The sequence below is a fragment of the Pseudomonas sp. N-1-13 genome, from assembly GCF_057787095.1.
The window spans coordinates 5,502,592-5,519,635 of record NZ_JBYNRI010000001.1 but is presented as its reverse complement, the minus strand read 5'-3'; the positions used below and the strand labels follow the sequence as shown (position 1 = coordinate 5,519,635).

The following is a 17,044-nucleotide window of genomic DNA, read 5'->3' as shown; positions in this document are numbered from 1 at the left end:
CACCGGCCCAAAGCCCAACAAATACTGGGTCTGTCGGGGAACCAGATAGGGGTTTTCTCTTCTAAGGTTCTGGTTGGCACCCTGCCACCCCCTTCCGTTCCAGGAGTTACACCATGTCGCTGCGATCTATCGCCCTGTTGTCCCTGTGCGTCTTGTTGACGGCATGCAGCAAGGTCAACCAGGAAAACTATTCGAAACTGTCTGCCGGCATGCCCAAGGCCGAAGTCGAAGCGTTGTTGGGGAAACCGACCGATTGTTCGGGCGCGCTCGGCATGTCCAGTTGCACCTGGGGCGACCAGAAGAGCTTTATCAGCGTGCAGTACGCCGGTGACAAAGTGTTGATGTTTTCCGGCCAAGGCCTGAAGTAAACCGGGGCCACCGGCCCGCGGGAGAAAAATAATGATGCGGTTATTGTTAGTGCTTTTTGCCGGCCTGGTATTGGCTGGCTGTGCCACTTCTGGCGAAGACCCGTTGGCGCCAAAGACTGTCAACAGCGTCGACCTCAAGCGTTACCAAGGGACCTGGTACGAGTTGGCCCGTCTACCGATGTACTTCCAGCGCAACTGCGCGCAATCGGAAGCCCACTACACCCTCAAGCCTGACGGCAATGTGGATGTGTTCAACCGCTGCCTGACCTCGGACTGGCAGTGGGAAGAAGCCAGGGGCACTGCAACGCCTCAAGTGCCGGGCAAGACCGACAAGCTCTGGGTCGAGTTTGATAACTGGTTTTCGCGGATCGTGCCGGGTGTGGCGAAGGGGCAATACTGGGTCCTGTATGTCAGCGATGATTACAAGACCGCCATCGTCGGTGACCCGAGTCGTCGCTACATGTGGTTGCTGTCCCGAACCCCGACGGTCAATGGCGTTGTGCGCGAAGAACTGCTGAGCAAGGCGCGCCAGCAGGGTTACGACACAACACGGTTGATCTGGCGTGCCTCGGATCGGCAGATGGCCAAGACTTCGGATTGATAGTCACCGATCAAATGTGGGAGCGAGCCTGCTCGCGATGAGGTCGTCACATTCAACGCAGATGTTGACTGATAGACCGCCATCGCGAGCAGGCTCGCTCCCACAGTTTTGTGGTCAACCCAACAGTTCGCGCAAGACTTGAGTAAACGCCCGCGCACTGTCCTCCTCCCCGGCATGATGCCCGTCACGCACGACCCATTGCCCGCCAACCATCACATCCCGCACCTGACGATCTCCGCCGGCAAACAGCCAGCGATTGAGAATCCCATCGCCGTTGGCGCTGGCCAGGTACGGATCGTTGCCATCGAGCACCAGCCAGTCGGCGCGCTTGCCAACTTCGAGGGCGCCGACTGGTTGTCCCAACGCCTGGGCACCCCCTTGCAGCGCGGCATCGAACAAGGTGCGCCCGACCATCGGTTGATCGGCCCGATACAAGCGGTTGCGCCGTTGATCTCGCAGGCGCTGGCCGTATTCCAGCCAACGCAGCTCTTCCACCACGCTCAACGACACATGGCTGTCGGAACCGATCCCAAGACGTCCGCCCTGGGCGAGGAAATCCACGGCCGGGAAAATCCCGTCACCCAGGTTGGCTTCGGTGGTCAGGCACAGGCCGGCAATCGCTTGGCTCCTGGCCATGAGGCTGACTTCGTGAGCATTGGCGTGGGTGGCGTGGACCAGGCACCAGCGCTGATCCACCTCGGTGTTTTCGTACAGCCATTGCAGCGGTCGGGCGCCACTCCAGCTCAGGCAGTCGTCGACTTCCTTTTGCTGCTCGGCAATGTGGATGTGCACCGGGCAATGGCGGTCGCTGGCGGCCAGCACTTCCTGGATTTGCCCGGGGGTCACGGCGCGCAGCGAGTGGAAACACAAACCCAGCGCCTGGGCTGGTTGCCCGGCCAGGATCGGCTGCAAGCGTGACTGAAGTTTCAAGTAGTTTTCGGTGCTGTTGATGAATCGACGTTGCCCGTCATTGGGGGCCTGGCCACCGAAACCGGAATGGCTGTAGAGCACCGGCAGCAGGGTCAGGCCGATGCCGGCGGCGCTGGCGGCCTGGCTGATGCGCAGGGCCAGTTCCGCCGGGTCGGCGTAAGGCGTGCCGTCGGTGTCGTGGTGTACATAATGGAATTCGGCGACCGAGGTGTAACCGGCCTTGAGCATTTCGATGTACAGCTGTCGGGCGATGATGCCGAGCTGATCGGGGCTGATTTTTCCGACGAGGCGGTACATCAGGTCGCGCCAGGTCCAGAAACTGTCGTTGGGGTTGCCCGCCACTTCCGCCAGCCCGGCCATGGCCCGCTGGAAGGCGTGGGAGTGCAGGTTCGGCATGCCAGGCAACAGTGGCCCGCCCAGCCGTTCGGCGCCGTTTGCCTGGGAATCGGCCTGGATATGAGTCAAGACGCCGCTGGCGTCGACTTCAAAACGTACATCATGGGCCCATCCACTAGGCAGCAGCGCGCGTTCGGCAAAGAAGACGGACATGGTTCAACCTCATCGTGCGTAATTTGTATATACATATACAGACGTTTGCCTGCCCGGTAAACTCCGGCAAGCTAGCACCCTTCTTTTGCAGAACAAGGAACCGCCGTGCCGACTCCGCCTGCCAAACCGCCGCTGGCCGCAAACATGGGCGACAGTCCGGCGCCCTTGTACGCCCGCGTCAAACAGATGATCACCCAGCAGATCGACAGTGGAAACTGGCCGCCGCATTACCGCGTGCCGTCGGAAAGCGAACTGGTCAGCCAGCTGGGTTTCAGCCGCATGACCATCAACCGTGCCCTGCGTGAGATGACCGCCGACGGCCTGTTGGTGCGCATGCAGGGCGTCGGCACCTTCGTGGCCGAGCCCAAGAGCCAGTCGGCGTTGTTCGAAGTGCATAACATTGCCGACGAGATCGCCTCCCGAGGCCATCGCCATACGTGCAAGGTCATCACACTGGAGGAAGAGGCCGCCGGTTCCGAGCGCGCCCTGGCCCTGGACATGCGCGAAGGCCAGAAGGTATTCCATTCGCTGATCGTTCATTTCGAAAACGACATCCCCGTGCAAATCGAGGACCGTTTCGTCAATGCCCTGGTGGCCCCGGACTACCTCAAGCAGGACTTCACCCTGCAAACGCCCTACGCCTACCTCAATCAGGTTGCGCCGCTGACCGAAGGCGAGCACGTGGTTGAAGCGATTCTCGCTGAGGCGAGCGAGTGCAAGCTGCTGCAGATCGAACGGGGCGAGCCATGCCTGTTGATTCGCCGCCGCACCTGGTCGGGGCGTCAGCCGGTAACCGCCGCGCGCCTGATTCACCCCGGTTCCCGTCATCGTCTGGAAGGACGCTTTCATAAATGATCAAGCAGATGAAAGTTCTGCGCGCCGCCGATTATCCACGCATGCCATGGAAAAACGGCGGCGGCAGCACCGAAGAAATTACCCGTGATGCGGGTACCGGCCTGGACGGTTTCGGCTGGCGCCTGTCGATTGCCGATATTGCTGAGTCGGGTGGCTTTTCCAGCTTCGCCGGTTACGAGCGGGTCATCAGTGTCTTGCAGGGTGACGGCATGACGCTGAACGTCGATGGTCAGGTTACGCGGGCTTTGCATCCGCTGGACCCTTTTGCATTCAACGGCGAGAGCCATGTGCACTGTACGTTGCTGGGCGGGCCGACTCGTGATTTCAACCTGATCTACGCGCCACTGCGTTACCGCGCGCGGTTGCAGTGGATGGGCGGCCAGCAGCGGTTTTTCAGTGAGGCGGGGACGGTGTTGGTGTTCAGTGCGGCTCCGACGCTGAGGGTCAAGATTGATACGGCTGTCGAGGCACTGGGGCTTTATGACTGCCTGCAACTGAGCGGTAACACCGGATTGCTGGAGATATCAACTGCTGGCCAGTGCTGTGTGATCGAGCTGACTGCTCACTGACCTCAGACGTGTAGGCCATTGTGGCGAGGGAGCTTGCTCCCGCTCGACTGCGCAGCAGTCGCAAAAAATATAGGGCTGCTTCGCACCCCAGCGGGAGCAAGCCCCCTCGCCACAAAAAGCCTGATCGTTGTTCCTTCTACTCGCACCAACTTGTTACCGAATGCCCCAGCGTGGCGCAACGCCACGCTTTATTGGCCCTTCCTTCCAGTACCAAAAATCCCCTTCAGAAATTTCATTTTCCGCTAGAGCCCTTTAATTACGGGACTCACAACCATGCTCGTCGTTTTCCTTGGGCGCGCATTCATCAAGTTGGCCGCCTGATTGCATATGCTTGTACATACAAGTAAAGACGTATGCGTATGAGTCACCATTGCTCAACGTAACGTGCCTGGAAATCGCGCCCATTGCCTGGGCTGGTCTGGATTGATCGCTGAGGAGTTCTTGCTGTGACCGACGCTACCCGCAAACCCGAAAAATACCGTGACGTTGAAATCCGTGCCCCACGCGGTAACACCCTGACCGCCAAGAGCTGGCTGACCGAAGCGCCGCTGCGCATGTTGATGAACAACCTCGACCCGGAAGTGGCCGAGAACCCCAAGGAACTGGTGGTTTACGGTGGCATCGGCCGTGCGGCGCGTAACTGGGAGTGCTACGACAAGATCGTCGAAAGCCTGACCAACCTCAACGACGACGAAACCCTGCTGGTGCAATCCGGCAAGCCGGTGGGCGTGTTCAAGACCCACAGCAACGCTCCTCGCGTGTTGATCGCCAACTCCAACCTGGTGCCGCACTGGGCCAGTTGGGAACACTTCAACGAACTGGACGCCAAGGGCCTGGCCATGTACGGCCAGATGACCGCCGGCAGCTGGATCTACATCGGCAGCCAGGGCATCGTCCAAGGCACCTACGAGACCTTCGTCGAGGCCGGTCGCCAGCATTACGACGCCAACCTCAAGGGGCGCTGGGTCCTCACGGCCGGCCTGGGCGGCATGGGCGGTGCGCAGCCGTTGGCCGCGACCCTGGCCGGCGCTTGCTCGCTGAACATCGAATGCCAGCAGGTGAGCATCGATTTCCGCCTCAAGACTCGTTATGTCGACGAACAGGCCACTGATCTGGACGACGCCCTGGCCCGTATCGAGAAATACACCGCAGAAGGCAAGGCGATCTCCATCGCGCTCTGTGGCAACGCCGCCGAAATCCTGCCGGAAATGGTCCGTCGCGGTGTGCGCCCGGACATGGTCACCGACCAGACCAGCGCCCACGACCCGCTCAACGGTTACCTGCCGGCCGGCTGGACCTGGGACGAGTACCGCGCCCGCGCCAAGACTGAGCCTGCTGCCGTGGTCAAAGCGGCCAAACAATCGATGGCCGTCCACGTCAAAGCCATGCTGGCCTTCCAGAAAATGGGCGTGCCGACCTTCGACTACGGCAACAACATCCGTCAGATGGCCCAGGAAGAGGGCGTCGAAAATGCCTTCGATTTCCCAGGGTTCGTGCCGGCGTATATCCGTCCGCTGTTCTGCCGTGGCATCGGTCCGTTCCGCTGGGCTGCGCTGTCGGGCGACCCGCTGGACATCTACAAGACCGACGCCAAGGTCAAGGAACTGATCCCCGACGACGCCCATCTGCACAACTGGCTGGACATGGCCCGCGAGCGCATCAGCTTCCAGGGCCTGCCGGCGCGTATCTGCTGGGTCGGCCTGGGCCAGCGTGCCAAGCTGGGCCTGGCGTTCAACGAAATGGTGCGCAGCGGCGAATTGTCGGCTCCTATCGTGATCGGCCGCGACCACCTGGACTCCGGTTCCGTGGCCAGCCCCAACCGCGAAACCGAAGCCATGCAGGACGGTTCCGATGCCGTGTCCGATTGGCCGTTGCTCAACGCTTTGCTCAACACTGCCAGTGGCGCGACCTGGGTGTCGCTGCACCATGGCGGCGGCGTCGGCATGGGCTTCTCCCAGCATTCGGGCATGGTCATTGTCTGCGACGGTACCGACGAAGCGGCCGAGCGAATTGCCCGCGTGCTGCACAACGATCCGGGTACTGGGGTGATGCGCCATGCTGATGCGGGTTACCAGATCGCCATTGATTGCGCGAAAGAGCAGGGGCTGAACCTGCCGATGATCACCGGCAAGTAACCCCGGAGCCCATGTGGGAGCGAGCTTGCTCGCGATGAGGGCGTATCAGTCGATGCAACAGGTACCGACCCACCGCCATCGCGAGCAAGCTCGCTCCCACAGGGATGAATTCCAGAACAATCCACAGAGGTTGAACCATGGCCGTCACCCGCACACGCGCAAGCAGCAAGCCGTTGATCGAGAAGCGCTCGATCGACTACATACCGGAAGCGGAGAGACACGGCCGATTGTTGAGCCAGTTCACCCTCTGGATGGGTGCCAACCTGCAAATCACTGCCATTGTCACTGGCGCATTGGCGGTGGTGCTGGGTGGTGATGTGTTCTGGTCGTTGATCGGTTTGCTGATCGGCCAACTGCTCGGCGGTGGCGTCATGGCGTTGCATGCCGCGCAAGGGCCCAAGCTTGGCCTGCCGCAGATGATCTCAAGCCGGGTGCAGTTTGGTGTGTACGGCGCGGCTATCCCGATCGTGCTGGTGTGCCTGATGTACCTGGGTTTCACCGCAACCGGAACCGTGCTTTCCGGCCAGGCGCTGGGCCAGTTGTTTGGTGTCAGCGACAGTGTCGGCATCCTCATTTTCGCCAGTACCATCGTGCTGGTCACGGTGCTCGGTTATCGGGTGATTCACTTCATTGGCCGTGTCGCCAGCGTCATTGGTGTGATCGCCTTTGTTTACCTGTTCGCTCGCCTGATGAGCCAGACGGACGTTGGCGCACTCCTGCAAATCCGCCATTTCAGCTGGAGCAGTTTCCTGCTTGCGGTGTCGCTCGCGGCTTCCTGGCAGATCGCCTTCGGCCCCTACGTGGCGGACTATTCGCGTTACCTGCCGAGCAAGACTTCCTCGGTGAAAACCTTTTTTGCCGCAGGCGCAGGTTCAGTCATCGGCGCGCAGGTGGCGATGATCCTTGGCGTGTTTGCCGCCGCCTCGGCCAATGGGCAGTTCGCGGGTCACGAAGTGGCCTACATCGTTGGCCTGGGTGGTACCGGTGCCACCGCTGCGCTGCTGTACTTCAGCATCGCTTTTGGCAAGGTCACTATCTCCACGCTGAACTCCTACGGCAGCTTCATGTGCATTGCGACCATCATCAGTGGTTTTCGGGGTCACCTGAACGTCACGCGCTTGCAGCGTCTAGGCTTCGTGCTGGTCATCGTCGGCGCGGCGACCCTGATCGCGCTGCTCGGTCAGCACTCGTTCCTCGGTGCGTTCAAGTCTTTCATCCTGTTCTTGCTGGCGTTCTTTACGCCTTGGAGCGCGATCAATCTGGTGGACTACTACTGCATCACTCGCGAGCGCTATGACGTGCCGGCGCTGGCCGACCCGAACGGTCGCTACGGTCGTTGGAATGCCCTTGGTATCAGCGTCTATGTCTTCGGTGTACTGGTTCAACTGCCGTTCATCGCCACCAAGTTCTATACCGGTCCGCTGGTGGAAGCCATGGGTGGTGTAGATATTTCCTGGATCATCGGCCTGGTGGTTCCGGCGGTGCTGTATTACCTCGCCGCCAGGAAGTGGCACAGCGCTGTACCCGATCAATTGATCCTGCCGGTCGAGCAGGACGCGGTTGACGCACAACCGAGCAGGGCGGGTCGCATCCAAGCGGCCTGATGGGATGTTGACAGGGCTGGATGCCTCTTGACTGCCGTAAGCCAATTCACTGATTAGGAGCGTCACATAATGAAATCGAACAAGACCCTGCTGACCACATTGCTTTGCATGGGCCTGCTGGCCAGTGCCGGCGCCACGCAAGCGGCGGGTTGGTGCGAGTCGGGCAAGCCGGTGAAATTCGCCGGTCTGAACTGGGAAAGCGGCATGTTGCTGACCGACGTCATGCAAGTGGTGCTGGAAAAAGGCTACGGCTGCAAGACCGACAGTCTGCCAGGCAACTCCATCACCATGGAGAATGCCTTGAGCAGCAACGATATTCAGGTGTTCGCCGAAGAATGGGTCGGTCGCAGTGAAGTCTGGAACAAGGCCGAGAAGGCCGGCAAGGTTGTCGGCGTCGGCGCCCCGGTGGTGGGTGCCATCGAAGGCTGGTACGTGCCGCGCTATGTGATCGAGGGCGACGCCAAGCGCAAGCTCGAAGCCAAGGCGCCGGGCCTGAAGAACATCGCTGACCTGGGCCAGTACGCCGCTGTGTTCAAGGACCAGGAAGAGCCATCCAAGGGCCGCTTCTACAACTGCCCGGCCGGCTGGACCTGTGAGCTGGACAACAGCGAAATGCTGAAAAGCTATGGCCTGGAAAAAACCTACACCAACTTCCGCCCCGGCACCGGTCCGGCCCTGGATGCGGCGGTGCTGTCGAGCTACAAGCGCGGCGAGCCGATCCTGTTCTACTACTGGTCGCCAACCCCGCTCATGGGTCAGGTGGACCTGGTGAAACTGGAAGAAAAACCGGGCGTGGACAAAAGCGTGACCATCAAAGTCGGCCTGTCCAAGACCTTCCACGACGAAGCGCCTGAACTGGTGGCGGTGCTGGAAAAGGTCAATCTGCCCATCGATATCCTGAACCAGAACCTCGGGCGCATGGCCAAGGAGCGGATCGAGTCGCCGAAACTGGCGAAGATCTTCCTGAAGGAACATCCTGAAGTCTGGCACGCCTGGGTCAGTGAAGACGCGGCCAAGAAAATCGACGCGGCTCTGTAGGTCGAATACACCCGGCCAACCCTAGGGCTGGCCGGGACGTTCACTGCATCCACTTGATCGAGAGTCTCTTATGTTTCCCGAAAGCTTTACCTTCTCCATCGCCGACTGGGTCAACAGTTGGGTCGACTCCCTGGTGACCAACTACGGCGATGTGTTCCGGCACATTTCCGACACCTTGCTGTGGGCCATCGTCAACCTCGAAGGCCTGCTGCGCATGGCACCCTGGTGGTTGATGCTGGCCATCGTCGGCGGCATTGCCTGGCACGCCACCCGCAAGGTCGCGACCACGGCGGTGATTGTCGGCCTGCTGTTCCTGGTGGGCGCGGTGGGCCTGTGGGACAAACTGATGCAGACCCTCGCCCTGATGCTGGTGGCGACATTTATTTCGGTGTTGATCGGCATTCCGCTGGGCATCCTCTCGGCCCGCAGCAATCGCCTGCGTTCGGTGTTGATGCCGTTGTTGGACATCATGCAGACCATGCCAAGCTTCGTGTACCTGATTCCGGTATTGATGCTGTTTGGCCTGGGCAAGGTCCCGGCGATTTTCGCCACGGTGATCTACGCCGCGCCGCCATTGATTCGCCTGACCGACCTGGGCATTCGCCAAGTGGACGGCGAAGTGATGGAAGCCATCAATGCCTTCGGCGCCAACCGTTGGCAACAGCTGTTCGGCGTGCAACTGCCCCTGGCCCTGCCCAGCATCATGGCCGGGATCAACCAGACCACCATGATGGCCCTGTCGATGGTCGTCATCGCTTCGATGATCGGCGCCCGTGGCCTGGGCGAAGATGTGCTGGTGGGCATCCAGACCCTCAACGTCGGACGCGGCCTGGAAGCCGGGCTGGCGATCGTGATTCTCGCCGTGGTCATCGACCGCATTACCCAGGCCTATGGTCGTCCTCGGCATGAGGTGAGCAAATGAACAACGCAGCCATCAGCAAGATCGAAGTCAAGAACGTCTTCAAGATTTTCGGCAATCGCTCCAAGGAGGCTTTGGAGCTGATCCGCCAGAACAAGACCAAGGACCAGGTGCTGGCCGAAACCGGTTGTGTGGTCGGTGTGAACGACTTGTCGTTGAGCATTGGCACCGGCGAGATCTTCGTGATCATGGGGCTGTCCGGCTCCGGCAAGTCCACTTTAGTGCGCCACTTCAACCGGCTGATCGATCCTACTAGTGGCGCGATCCTGGTGGACGGCGAAGACATTCTGCAACTGGACATGGAAGCCCTGCGCGAATTTCGCCGGCACAAGATCAGCATGGTGTTCCAGAGCTTCGGCCTGTTGCCCCACAAGAGCGTGCTGGACAACGTCGCCTATGGCTTGAAAGTGCGTGGCGAAAGCAAACAAGTGTGCGCCGAACGGGCGCTGCACTGGATCAACACCGTGGGCCTGAAGGGCTACGAGAACAAATACCCGCACCAGCTCTCCGGCGGCATGCGCCAGCGCGTGGGCCTGGCCCGTGCCTTGGCGGCGGATACCGACATCATCCTGATGGACGAAGCCTTCAGCGCCCTCGACCCGCTGATCCGCGCGGAAATGCAGGACCAGTTGCTGGAACTGCAAAAGACCCTGCACAAGACCATCGTGTTCATCACCCACGACCTCGACGAAGCCGTGCGCATCGGCAACCGCATCGCGATTCTCAAGGATGGCAAGCTGATCCAGGTCGGCACACCCCGAGAGATCCTGCACTCGCCGGCGGATGAGTATGTTGATCGGTTTGTGCAGCGCAGGGCTGCGGTGGTTTGAGGGATTTGTGGTGGCTGGGCTGCTCCCATCGCGAGCAGGCTCGCTCCCACAATGGGGTCTTTTTTGTTCACCCCATTTTGTGTCCAAAGCAAATCCCTGTGGGAGCGAGCCTGCTCGCGATGGCGCCGGTAAAGCTGCATCAATGTTCAGGTTATAAGCATGAGGTTGAAGATGTCCCAGGCTGAAAAAATCGTAATCGCCGACGCGCCATTGCGTTGGCAGGATGTGGTCGCGGTCGCCCGCTTCGGTGCCGAGCTTGAGCTGTCGGCCCAGGCCTGGGCGCGGATCGACAATGCCCAGGCCATCGTCCAGCGCATCGTCGAAAGCGGCGAGCGCGCTTATGGCGTCAACACCGGCCTGGGTGCCCTGTGCAATGTCTCGCTCAAGGACGAACAGCTCAGCCAATTGTCGCGCAACACACTGCTCAGCCATGCCTGTGGCGTTGGCGCGCCGCTGGCCGATGAACAGACCCGGGCGATTGTCTGCGCGGCCATCCTCAACTACAGCCAGGGCAAGTCCGGCATTCATCGCCGGGTGGTCGAAGCCCTGCTGGCGCTGCTCAATCGCGGCATCACCCCGCAAGTGCCGTCCCAGGGTTCGGTGGGCTACCTGACCCACATGGCCCATATCAGCATCGCGTTGTTGGGCGTTGGCAATGTCAGCTATCGCGGGCAAATCGTCTCGGCGCAACAGGCTCTGGCCGCAGAGGGCTTGCAACCGGTGCAACTGGGGGCCAAGGACGGTTTGTGCCTGGTCAACGGCACGCCGTGCATGACCGGCCTCAGTTGCCTGGCCCTGGCCGATGCGACGCGGCTGCTGCAATGGGCCGACGTGATCGGCGCCATGAGCTTCGAGGCCCAGCGCGGGCAGATCGCGGCGTTCGATGCCCAGATCATCGCCCTCAAGCCGCACCCTGGCATGCAACAGGTCGGCGTCAACTTGCGAGCACTGTTGGACGGCAGCGAAGTCATCGCTTCGAGCCTGGGCATTCGCACCCAGGATGCGTTGAGCATCCGCTCGATTCCTCAGGTCCACGGTGCCGCTCGCGACCAACTGGCCCATGCCCGGCAACAGATCGAAACCGAACTCAACGCCAGCACCGATAACCCGCTGTTGTTGGGCACGCCCGAGAGCTTCCGGGTCATGTCCCAGGCCAACCCCCACGGTCAGTCGGTGGCTTTGGCGGCGGATCTGCTGGCGATTGCCATGGCCGAAATCGGCTCCATCGCCGAACGTCGTCTCGACCGTTTGATCAACCCCCACGTCAGCGGCCTGCCGGCCTTTCTGGTGGCCAACCCCGGGGTAAATTCGGGGATGATGATCGTGCAATACGTCGCCGCGTCGCTGTGTGCGGAAAATCGCCAGCTGGCCCAGCCGGCGGTGCTCGACAACTTTGTCACCTCGGGCTTGCAGGAAGATCACCTGAGCATGGGCACCAACGCCGCCCTGAAGCTGCACCGGGCGTTGGAAAACTGCACGCAGATCCTCGCCATCGAATACCTGCTGGCCGCCCAGGCTTTTGAGTTTCTCAAGACGCAACGCTTCGGTGCCGGCACTGACGTTGCCTGGAAACTGCTGCGTGAGCATGTGCCGGCCTACGACGAGGACCGCTGGCTGGCGCCGGACATCGCCAGCGCTGCCGCGCTGCTTAAAGATCCAGCCGTGTTGCACAACGCTTTACCGAATTTGAATTGATCAAAAAACCGCCAGCGTGCCAAGGCATCCACCGCCCAAAAGGCGAGGGTGACGGATAACGGAACATTCCGGAGCGACTGGCGGGTGAAAACAAAACTCTCAAAAGGAGCAATACATGACTGCCTTAAACCTGATTCCCGGCCAATTGAGCCTGGCTCAATTGCGTGACATTTATCAGCAACCCGTGACCCTGAGCCTCGACGCCAGCGCGTCGGCGCAGATCGAAGCCAGCGTCGCCTGCGTGGAGCAGATTCTCGCCGAGAATCGCACGGCCTACGGCATCAACACCGGTTTTGGTCTGCTGGCCTCGACCCGCATCGCCAGTGAAGACCTGGAAAACCTGCAACGCTCTCTGGTGCTGTCCCATGCCGCTGGCGTGGGCGAGCCGATCAGCGATGCGCTGGTGCGCTTGGTCATGGTGCTCAAGGTCAATAGTCTGAGCCGGGGTTTTTCCGGCATCCGTCGGCAGGTGATCGATGCGCTGATTGCGCTGATCAATGCCGAGGTCTATCCACACATTCCGTTGAAAGGCTCGGTCGGCGCTTCGGGTGATCTGGCGCCGCTGGCCCACATGTCCCTGGTGCTGTTGGGCGAAGGCAAGGCCCGTTACAAAGGTGAATGGTTGCCGGCTGTCGAAGCGCTGAAAGTGGCCGGCCTTGCGCCGCTGACCCTGGCGGCCAAAGAAGGACTGGCGCTGCTCAACGGCACCCAGGTGTCCACTGCGTTTGCCCTGCGTGGCCTGTTCGAAGGCGAAGACCTGTTCGCCGGCGCCCTGGCTCTGGGCAGCTTGACGGTAGAAGCGGTGCTCGGTTCGCGTTCGCCATTCGATGCGCGTATTCACGCCGCGCGCGGCCAGAAAGGCCAGATCGATGCCGCCGCTGCTTATCGCGATCTGCTGGGCGAGCGCAGCGAAGTCTCCGCTTCCCACCAGAATTGCGACAAGGTCCAGGACCCGTATTCCCTGCGCTGCCAGCCACAAGTGATGGGCGCCTGTCTGACCCAGTTCCGCCAGGCCGCTGAGGTGCTGGTGATCGAAGCCAACGCCGTATCGGATAACCCGCTGGTGTTCGCCGCCGAGGGCGACGTGATTTCCGGTGGCAACTTCCACGCCGAGCCGGTGGCAATGGCCGCTGACAACATGGCCCTGGCAATCGCCGAAATCGGTTCGCTGAGTGAGCGGCGTATTTCGCTGATGATGGACAAGCACATGTCGCAACTGCCGCCGTTTCTGGTGGCCAATGGCGGGGTGAACTCCGGCTTCATGATCGCCCAGGTCACCGCTGCTGCCCTGGCCAGCGAAAACAAGGCGTTGTCCCATCCCCATTCGGTGGACAGCCTGCCGACTTCGGCCAACCAGGAAGACCACGTGTCCATGGCCCCCGCCGCCGGTAAGCGGCTGTGGGAAATGGCCGAGAACACCCGGGGGATTCTGGCGGTGGAATGGCTGGCGGCGTGCCAGGGGCTGGATCTGCGCGGCGGTTTGAAGACCTCTGCCAAGCTGGAGCAGGCCCGCGCCCTCTTGCGCGCAGAAGTGCCGTTCTATGAGAAAGACCGGTTCTTCGCGCCGGACATCAATGCGGCGAGCGAGTTGTTGGCCAGTCGTTGCCTGAATGAACTGGTCACGGCGCAGTTGTTGCCGAGCCTGTAAGGACCTCATCGCGAGCAAGCTCGCTCCCACAGGGGGTGGTGTAGAGCCCCGGTACACCAGAAGTCCTTGTGGGAGCGAGCCTGCTCGCGATTCGATCTTCAATAATTCGAGGAAACCGGGATGAAAACCCTCTGGCAAAACTGCCACGCCGCCACCATGGCCCAGGGCGTCTACTCGATCATCGAAGACGCCGCCATCGTCACCCACGGCGAGCTGATTCAATGGATCGGCCCGCGCGCCGAGCTGCCGGCCGGTGATTACCCAGCCGTCAACGACCTCAAGGGCGCCTGGGTCACTCCTGGGCTGATCGACTGTCACACCCACACGGTGTTCGGCGGCAACCGCAGCGGTGAATTCGAACAGCGCCTGCAGGGCGTCAGCTACGCCGAGATCGCAGCGGCCGGCGGGGGCATCGCCAGCACCGTGCGCGCTACCCGGGCCGCCAGCGAAGATGAACTGTTCAACAGCGCCGCCAAACGCCTGAAAAGCCTGATGCGCGATGGCGTGACCACGGTGGAAATCAAATCCGGCTACGGCCTTGACCTGGCCAGCGAACGCAAGATCCTGCGGGTCATCCGTCGCCTGGGTGAACAGCTGCCGGTCAGCGTGCGCAGCACCTGCCTGGCGGCCCACGCCTTGCCACCGGAATACGCTGATCGCGCCGATGACTACATCGAGCACATTTGCACCGAAATGCTCCCGGCCCTCGCCGCCGAAGGGTTGGTGGATGCGGTGGATGCATTTTGCGAGTACCTGGCGTTTTCCCCGGCGCAGGTCGAACGGGTGTTTATCACCGCCCAACAACTGGGCCTGCCGGTGAAGCTGCACGCTGAACAATTGTCGTCGCTGCACGGTTCAAGCCTGGCGGCCCGTTATCAGGCGCTGTCGGCCGATCATCTGGAATTCATGACCGAGGACGACGCCAGGGCCATGGCCGAATCCGGCACGGTGGCGGTGCTGCTGCCGGGGGCATTTTATTTCCTGCGCGAAACCCAGCTGCCGCCCATGGATGCCCTGCGCAAGCACGGCGTGAAGATCGCCGTGGCCAGCGACCTCAACCCCGGCACCTCGCCGGCGCTGTCGTTGCGCTTGATGTTGAACATGGCCTGCACCTGCTTTCGCATGACCCCTGAGGAGGCTCTGGCGGGGGCGACGATTCATGCGGCCCAGGCCTTGGGCATGGCTGCCACTCACGGTTCGCTGGAAGTCGGCAAAGTCGCGGACTTTGTCGCCTGGCACATCGACCGCCCGGCCGACCTGTCGTACTGGCTGGGTGGCGATCTGGAAAAACGCGTCGTGCGTCACGGCGTGGAAATCGATTAAGGAGAACGGTTGTGGAGAAGGTCCTGAATTTCAAGCAAGGGCGCGTGCCGCTGTTGATCAGCATGCCCCACGCCGGCCTGCGCCTGACCCCGGCGGTGAAGGCTGGTTTGATCCCTGAGGCCCAGAGCTTGCCGGACACCGACTGGCATATTCCCAAGCTTTACGAGTTCGCCGCCGAACTGGGCGCCAGCACCCTGGCCGCTGAATATTCACGGTTCGTGATCGATCTGAACCGCCCCGACGATGACAAACCGATGTACGTTGGTGCCACCACCGGTTTGTATCCTTCGATCCTGTTCGATGGCGTACCGTTGTTTCGCCAGGGGCTGGAGCCGTCCGCCGCGGAGCGGGCGACTTATCTGCAACAGATCTGGGTGCCTTACCACCAGACCCTGCGGCAGGAACTGGCGCGGCTCAAGGCCGAATTCGGCTATGCCTTGCTGTTCGACGCCCACTCGATCCGTTCGGTGATCCCACACCTGTTCGACGGCAAGTTGCCGGACTTCAACCTCGGCACCTTCAACGGCGCCAGTTGCGACCCGACCCTGGCCAGCCAGCTCGAAGCCATCTGCGCCCGCTACGGCGAATTTACCCACGTGCTCAACGGACGTTTCAAGGGCGGACATATCACCCGGCACTACGGCAACCCGGCTGAGGACATCCACGCGGTGCAACTGGAACTGTGCCAGAGCACCTACATGGAAGAGTTCGAGCCGTTCAACTACCGTGCGGATCTGGCGGAACCGACCCAGGTGGTGCTCAGGGAATTGCTGGAAGGCTTGCTGGCGTGGGGGCAGCAGGCCTACAAGAAATAATGCCTGTTTCCTGGGGCTAGGGGGGGGGGGGAGCAAGCCTTGCTCCCTCAGATAGATGTGGCCTTGAGCCTCGCAGGGGAACGGTCGCCACCGTGCAAAACCGGGTCGCCACAGTTCATCTTCAGCCCCTCGACGCTGCGTAATGTTCCGGTCACGGTGCACCAAGACACCGACCTACAATAATCGCTGCCGCACGAGACCTTCCCGATGAAAAGACTGTTCAAACGCTGTCTGTCGATCCTCTGCGGTACCGCCATCCTGAGCAGCGGGGCAATGGCCGCCGAGCCGGCGTCCTGCCAGACGGTGCGCATGGGCGTGGTCAACTGGACCGACGTGATCGCCACCAGTGGCATGGCCGATGTGTTGCTCACCGGTCTGGGTTATGAAAGCAAACAGACCAGCGCCGTGCAGCAGATCATCTTCGCTGGCATTCGTGACAAGCGCCTCGATATCTTCCTGGGCTACTGGAAACCGGCGATGGACAACAACATCGCTCCGTTCCTGGCGGCCAACCAGGTGAGAGTCCTGGACCAGCCAAGCCTTGCCGATGCCCAAGCCACGCTGGCGGTGCCGGACTACGTGGCCGCAGCGGGCCTCAAGACTTTCGCCGACATCGCCCGGTTCAAGGAGCAGCTCGGCGGAAAAATCTACGGCATCGAGCCGGGCAGCGGCGCCAACACCACCATCAAGACCATGATTGAAACCAATCACTTTGGCCTCAAGGACTTCAAGCTGATCGAGTCCGGTGAGGCCGGGATGCTGGCGGCGGTGCAGCGGGCGGTGAATCGCAAGGAGTTCGTGGTGTTCGTCGGCTGGACCCCGCACCCGATGAACATCAATATGAACATCACCTACCTGACGGGCAGCGAAGACGTCTACGGCCCGAACGAAGGCGCCGCGACGGTCTCCACCGTCACCGCGCCGGACTACGCCCAGCGTTGTCCGAACGTGAACCGCTTGCTGGAAAACCTCACTTTCACCGCCGCCCAGGAAAGTCAGTTGATGGTGCCGATCATGGCGCGCAAGACACCCCAGGACGTCGCCCGGCAATGGCTGCGTGAGCACCCCGAGGATCTTCAGCGCTGGCTCACCGGGGTGACCAGTTTTGACGGCAAGGATGGCGTGGCGGCGGTGCAGGCCAGTCTCAAGAATTGACGATTAGATG

The 17,044-nt window shown here is 61.3% G+C and carries 15 protein-coding genes; 14 read left to right on the top strand and 1 reads right to left on the bottom strand.

Annotated elements, in window-relative coordinates; all coding sequences use genetic code 11:
- The first annotated feature begins 113 nt into the window (after window positions 1–113).
- Together AC3I65_RS24740 and AC3I65_RS24735 are read left to right on the top strand one after the other, a co-directional pair.
- Window positions 114–368: a lipoprotein gene (locus AC3I65_RS24740; protein WP_047226926.1), complete on the top strand. Its 255-nt coding sequence runs from the start codon at window positions 114–116 to the stop codon at window positions 366–368.
- A gap of 31 nt (window positions 369–399) precedes the next feature.
- Window positions 400–969 carry a lipocalin family protein gene (locus AC3I65_RS24735; RefSeq protein ID WP_047226927.1) on the top strand — a complete coding sequence of 190 codons (570 nt, stop codon included), beginning with the start codon at window positions 400–402 and terminating at the stop codon, window positions 967–969.
- Between the two features lie 114 nt (window positions 970–1,083).
- Here AC3I65_RS24735 and AC3I65_RS24730 read toward each other — a convergent pair whose 3' ends face one another.
- Window positions 1,084–2,448, bottom strand: a complete 1,365-nt coding sequence (locus tag AC3I65_RS24730) for a formimidoylglutamate deiminase (RefSeq protein WP_488524239.1) — start codon at window positions 2,446–2,448, stop codon at window positions 1,084–1,086.
- Window positions 2,449–2,592: 144 nt separating this feature from the next.
- On the opposite strand from AC3I65_RS24730, the gene hutC reads away from it, so the two are divergent.
- From hutC to AC3I65_RS24670, 12 genes are all read left to right on the top strand, one after another.
- Complete coding sequence (gene hutC, locus AC3I65_RS24725; protein WP_171061303.1) at window positions 2,593–3,303, top strand: histidine utilization transcriptional repressor HutC; 711 nt, start codon at window positions 2,593–2,595, stop codon at window positions 3,301–3,303.
- Window positions 3,303–3,872, top strand: coding sequence for a HutD/Ves family protein (locus AC3I65_RS24720; protein ID WP_488524333.1), 570 nt, complete (start codon window positions 3,303–3,305; stop codon window positions 3,870–3,872). The genes hutC and AC3I65_RS24720 overlap by 1 nt, the downstream gene beginning before the upstream one ends.
- 446 nt (window positions 3,873–4,318) lie before the next feature.
- A complete protein-coding gene (gene hutU, locus AC3I65_RS24715) occupies window positions 4,319–6,007 on the top strand; it encodes a urocanate hydratase (protein ID WP_419417282.1) in 1,689 nt (562 codons plus the stop codon).
- A 137-nt stretch (window positions 6,008–6,144) separates the two neighbouring features.
- A complete protein-coding gene (locus AC3I65_RS24710; protein WP_107323042.1) occupies window positions 6,145–7,611 on the top strand; it encodes a purine-cytosine permease family protein in 1,467 nt (488 codons plus the stop codon).
- Window positions 7,612–7,680: 69 nt separating this feature from the next.
- Entirely contained in the window at window positions 7,681–8,649 is a 969-nt protein-coding gene (locus AC3I65_RS24705) for an ABC transporter substrate-binding protein (protein ID WP_047226933.1), read from the top strand.
- 70 nt (window positions 8,650–8,719) lie between these two features.
- Window positions 8,720–9,571, top strand: a complete 852-nt coding sequence (locus AC3I65_RS24700; protein WP_047226934.1) for an ABC transporter permease — start codon at window positions 8,720–8,722, stop codon at window positions 9,569–9,571.
- Window positions 9,568–10,398 (top strand): quaternary amine ABC transporter ATP-binding protein, encoded by an 831-nt coding sequence (locus AC3I65_RS24695; protein ID WP_488524238.1) that lies wholly within the window; start codon window positions 9,568–9,570, stop codon window positions 10,396–10,398. The genes AC3I65_RS24700 and AC3I65_RS24695 overlap by 4 nt, the downstream gene beginning before the upstream one ends.
- Before the next feature lie 171 nt (window positions 10,399–10,569).
- A complete protein-coding gene (hutH, locus tag AC3I65_RS24690; RefSeq protein ID WP_047226935.1) occupies window positions 10,570–12,093 on the top strand; it encodes a histidine ammonia-lyase in 1,524 nt (507 codons plus the stop codon).
- A gap of 115 nt (window positions 12,094–12,208) precedes the next feature.
- A complete protein-coding gene (hutH, locus tag AC3I65_RS24685; RefSeq protein WP_047226936.1) occupies window positions 12,209–13,741 on the top strand; it encodes a histidine ammonia-lyase in 1,533 nt (510 codons plus the stop codon).
- A 120-nt stretch (window positions 13,742–13,861) separates the two neighbouring features.
- Window positions 13,862–15,064, top strand: coding sequence for an imidazolonepropionase (gene hutI / locus AC3I65_RS24680; protein WP_281459759.1), 1,203 nt, complete (start codon window positions 13,862–13,864; stop codon window positions 15,062–15,064).
- Window positions 15,065–15,075: 11 nt separating this feature from the next.
- The gene (gene hutG, locus AC3I65_RS24675) at window positions 15,076–15,879 is read left to right on the top strand and encodes an N-formylglutamate deformylase (RefSeq protein WP_488524237.1); all 804 of its coding nucleotides are present in this window, start codon (window positions 15,076–15,078) and stop codon (window positions 15,877–15,879) included.
- Between the two features lie 207 nt (window positions 15,880–16,086).
- Window positions 16,087–17,034, top strand: coding sequence for a choline ABC transporter substrate-binding protein (locus tag AC3I65_RS24670; RefSeq protein WP_047226939.1), 948 nt, complete (start codon window positions 16,087–16,089; stop codon window positions 17,032–17,034).
- The last annotated feature ends 10 nt before the right edge of the window (window positions 17,035–17,044 follow it).

What these genes read in the sequence shown, in the direction of transcription:
- AC3I65_RS24740 (WP_047226926.1), top strand. Translation starts at nt 114, where the DNA reads ATGTCGCTGCGATCTATCGCCCTGTTGTCCCTGTGCGTCTTGTTGACG.
- AC3I65_RS24735 (WP_047226927.1), top strand. Translation starts at nt 400, where the DNA reads ATGATGCGGTTATTGTTAGTGCTTTTTGCCGGCCTGGTATTGGCTGGC.
- AC3I65_RS24730 (WP_488524239.1), bottom strand. Translation starts at nt 2,448, where the DNA reads ATGTCCGTCTTCTTTGCCGAACGCGCGCTGCTGCCTAGTGGATGGGCC.
- hutC (WP_171061303.1), top strand. Translation starts at nt 2,593, where the DNA reads ATGGGCGACAGTCCGGCGCCCTTGTACGCCCGCGTCAAACAGATGATC.
- AC3I65_RS24710 (WP_107323042.1), top strand. Translation starts at nt 6,145, where the DNA reads ATGGCCGTCACCCGCACACGCGCAAGCAGCAAGCCGTTGATCGAGAAG.
- AC3I65_RS24705 (WP_047226933.1), top strand. Translation starts at nt 7,681, where the DNA reads ATGAAATCGAACAAGACCCTGCTGACCACATTGCTTTGCATGGGCCTG.
- AC3I65_RS24700 (WP_047226934.1), top strand. Translation starts at nt 8,720, where the DNA reads ATGTTTCCCGAAAGCTTTACCTTCTCCATCGCCGACTGGGTCAACAGT.
- AC3I65_RS24695 (WP_488524238.1), top strand. Translation starts at nt 9,568, where the DNA reads ATGAACAACGCAGCCATCAGCAAGATCGAAGTCAAGAACGTCTTCAAG.
- hutH (WP_047226935.1), top strand. Translation starts at nt 10,570, where the DNA reads ATGTCCCAGGCTGAAAAAATCGTAATCGCCGACGCGCCATTGCGTTGG.
- hutH (WP_047226936.1), top strand. Translation starts at nt 12,209, where the DNA reads ATGACTGCCTTAAACCTGATTCCCGGCCAATTGAGCCTGGCTCAATTG.
- hutI (WP_281459759.1), top strand. Translation starts at nt 13,862, where the DNA reads ATGAAAACCCTCTGGCAAAACTGCCACGCCGCCACCATGGCCCAGGGC.
- AC3I65_RS24670 (WP_047226939.1), top strand. Translation starts at nt 16,087, where the DNA reads ATGAAAAGACTGTTCAAACGCTGTCTGTCGATCCTCTGCGGTACCGCC.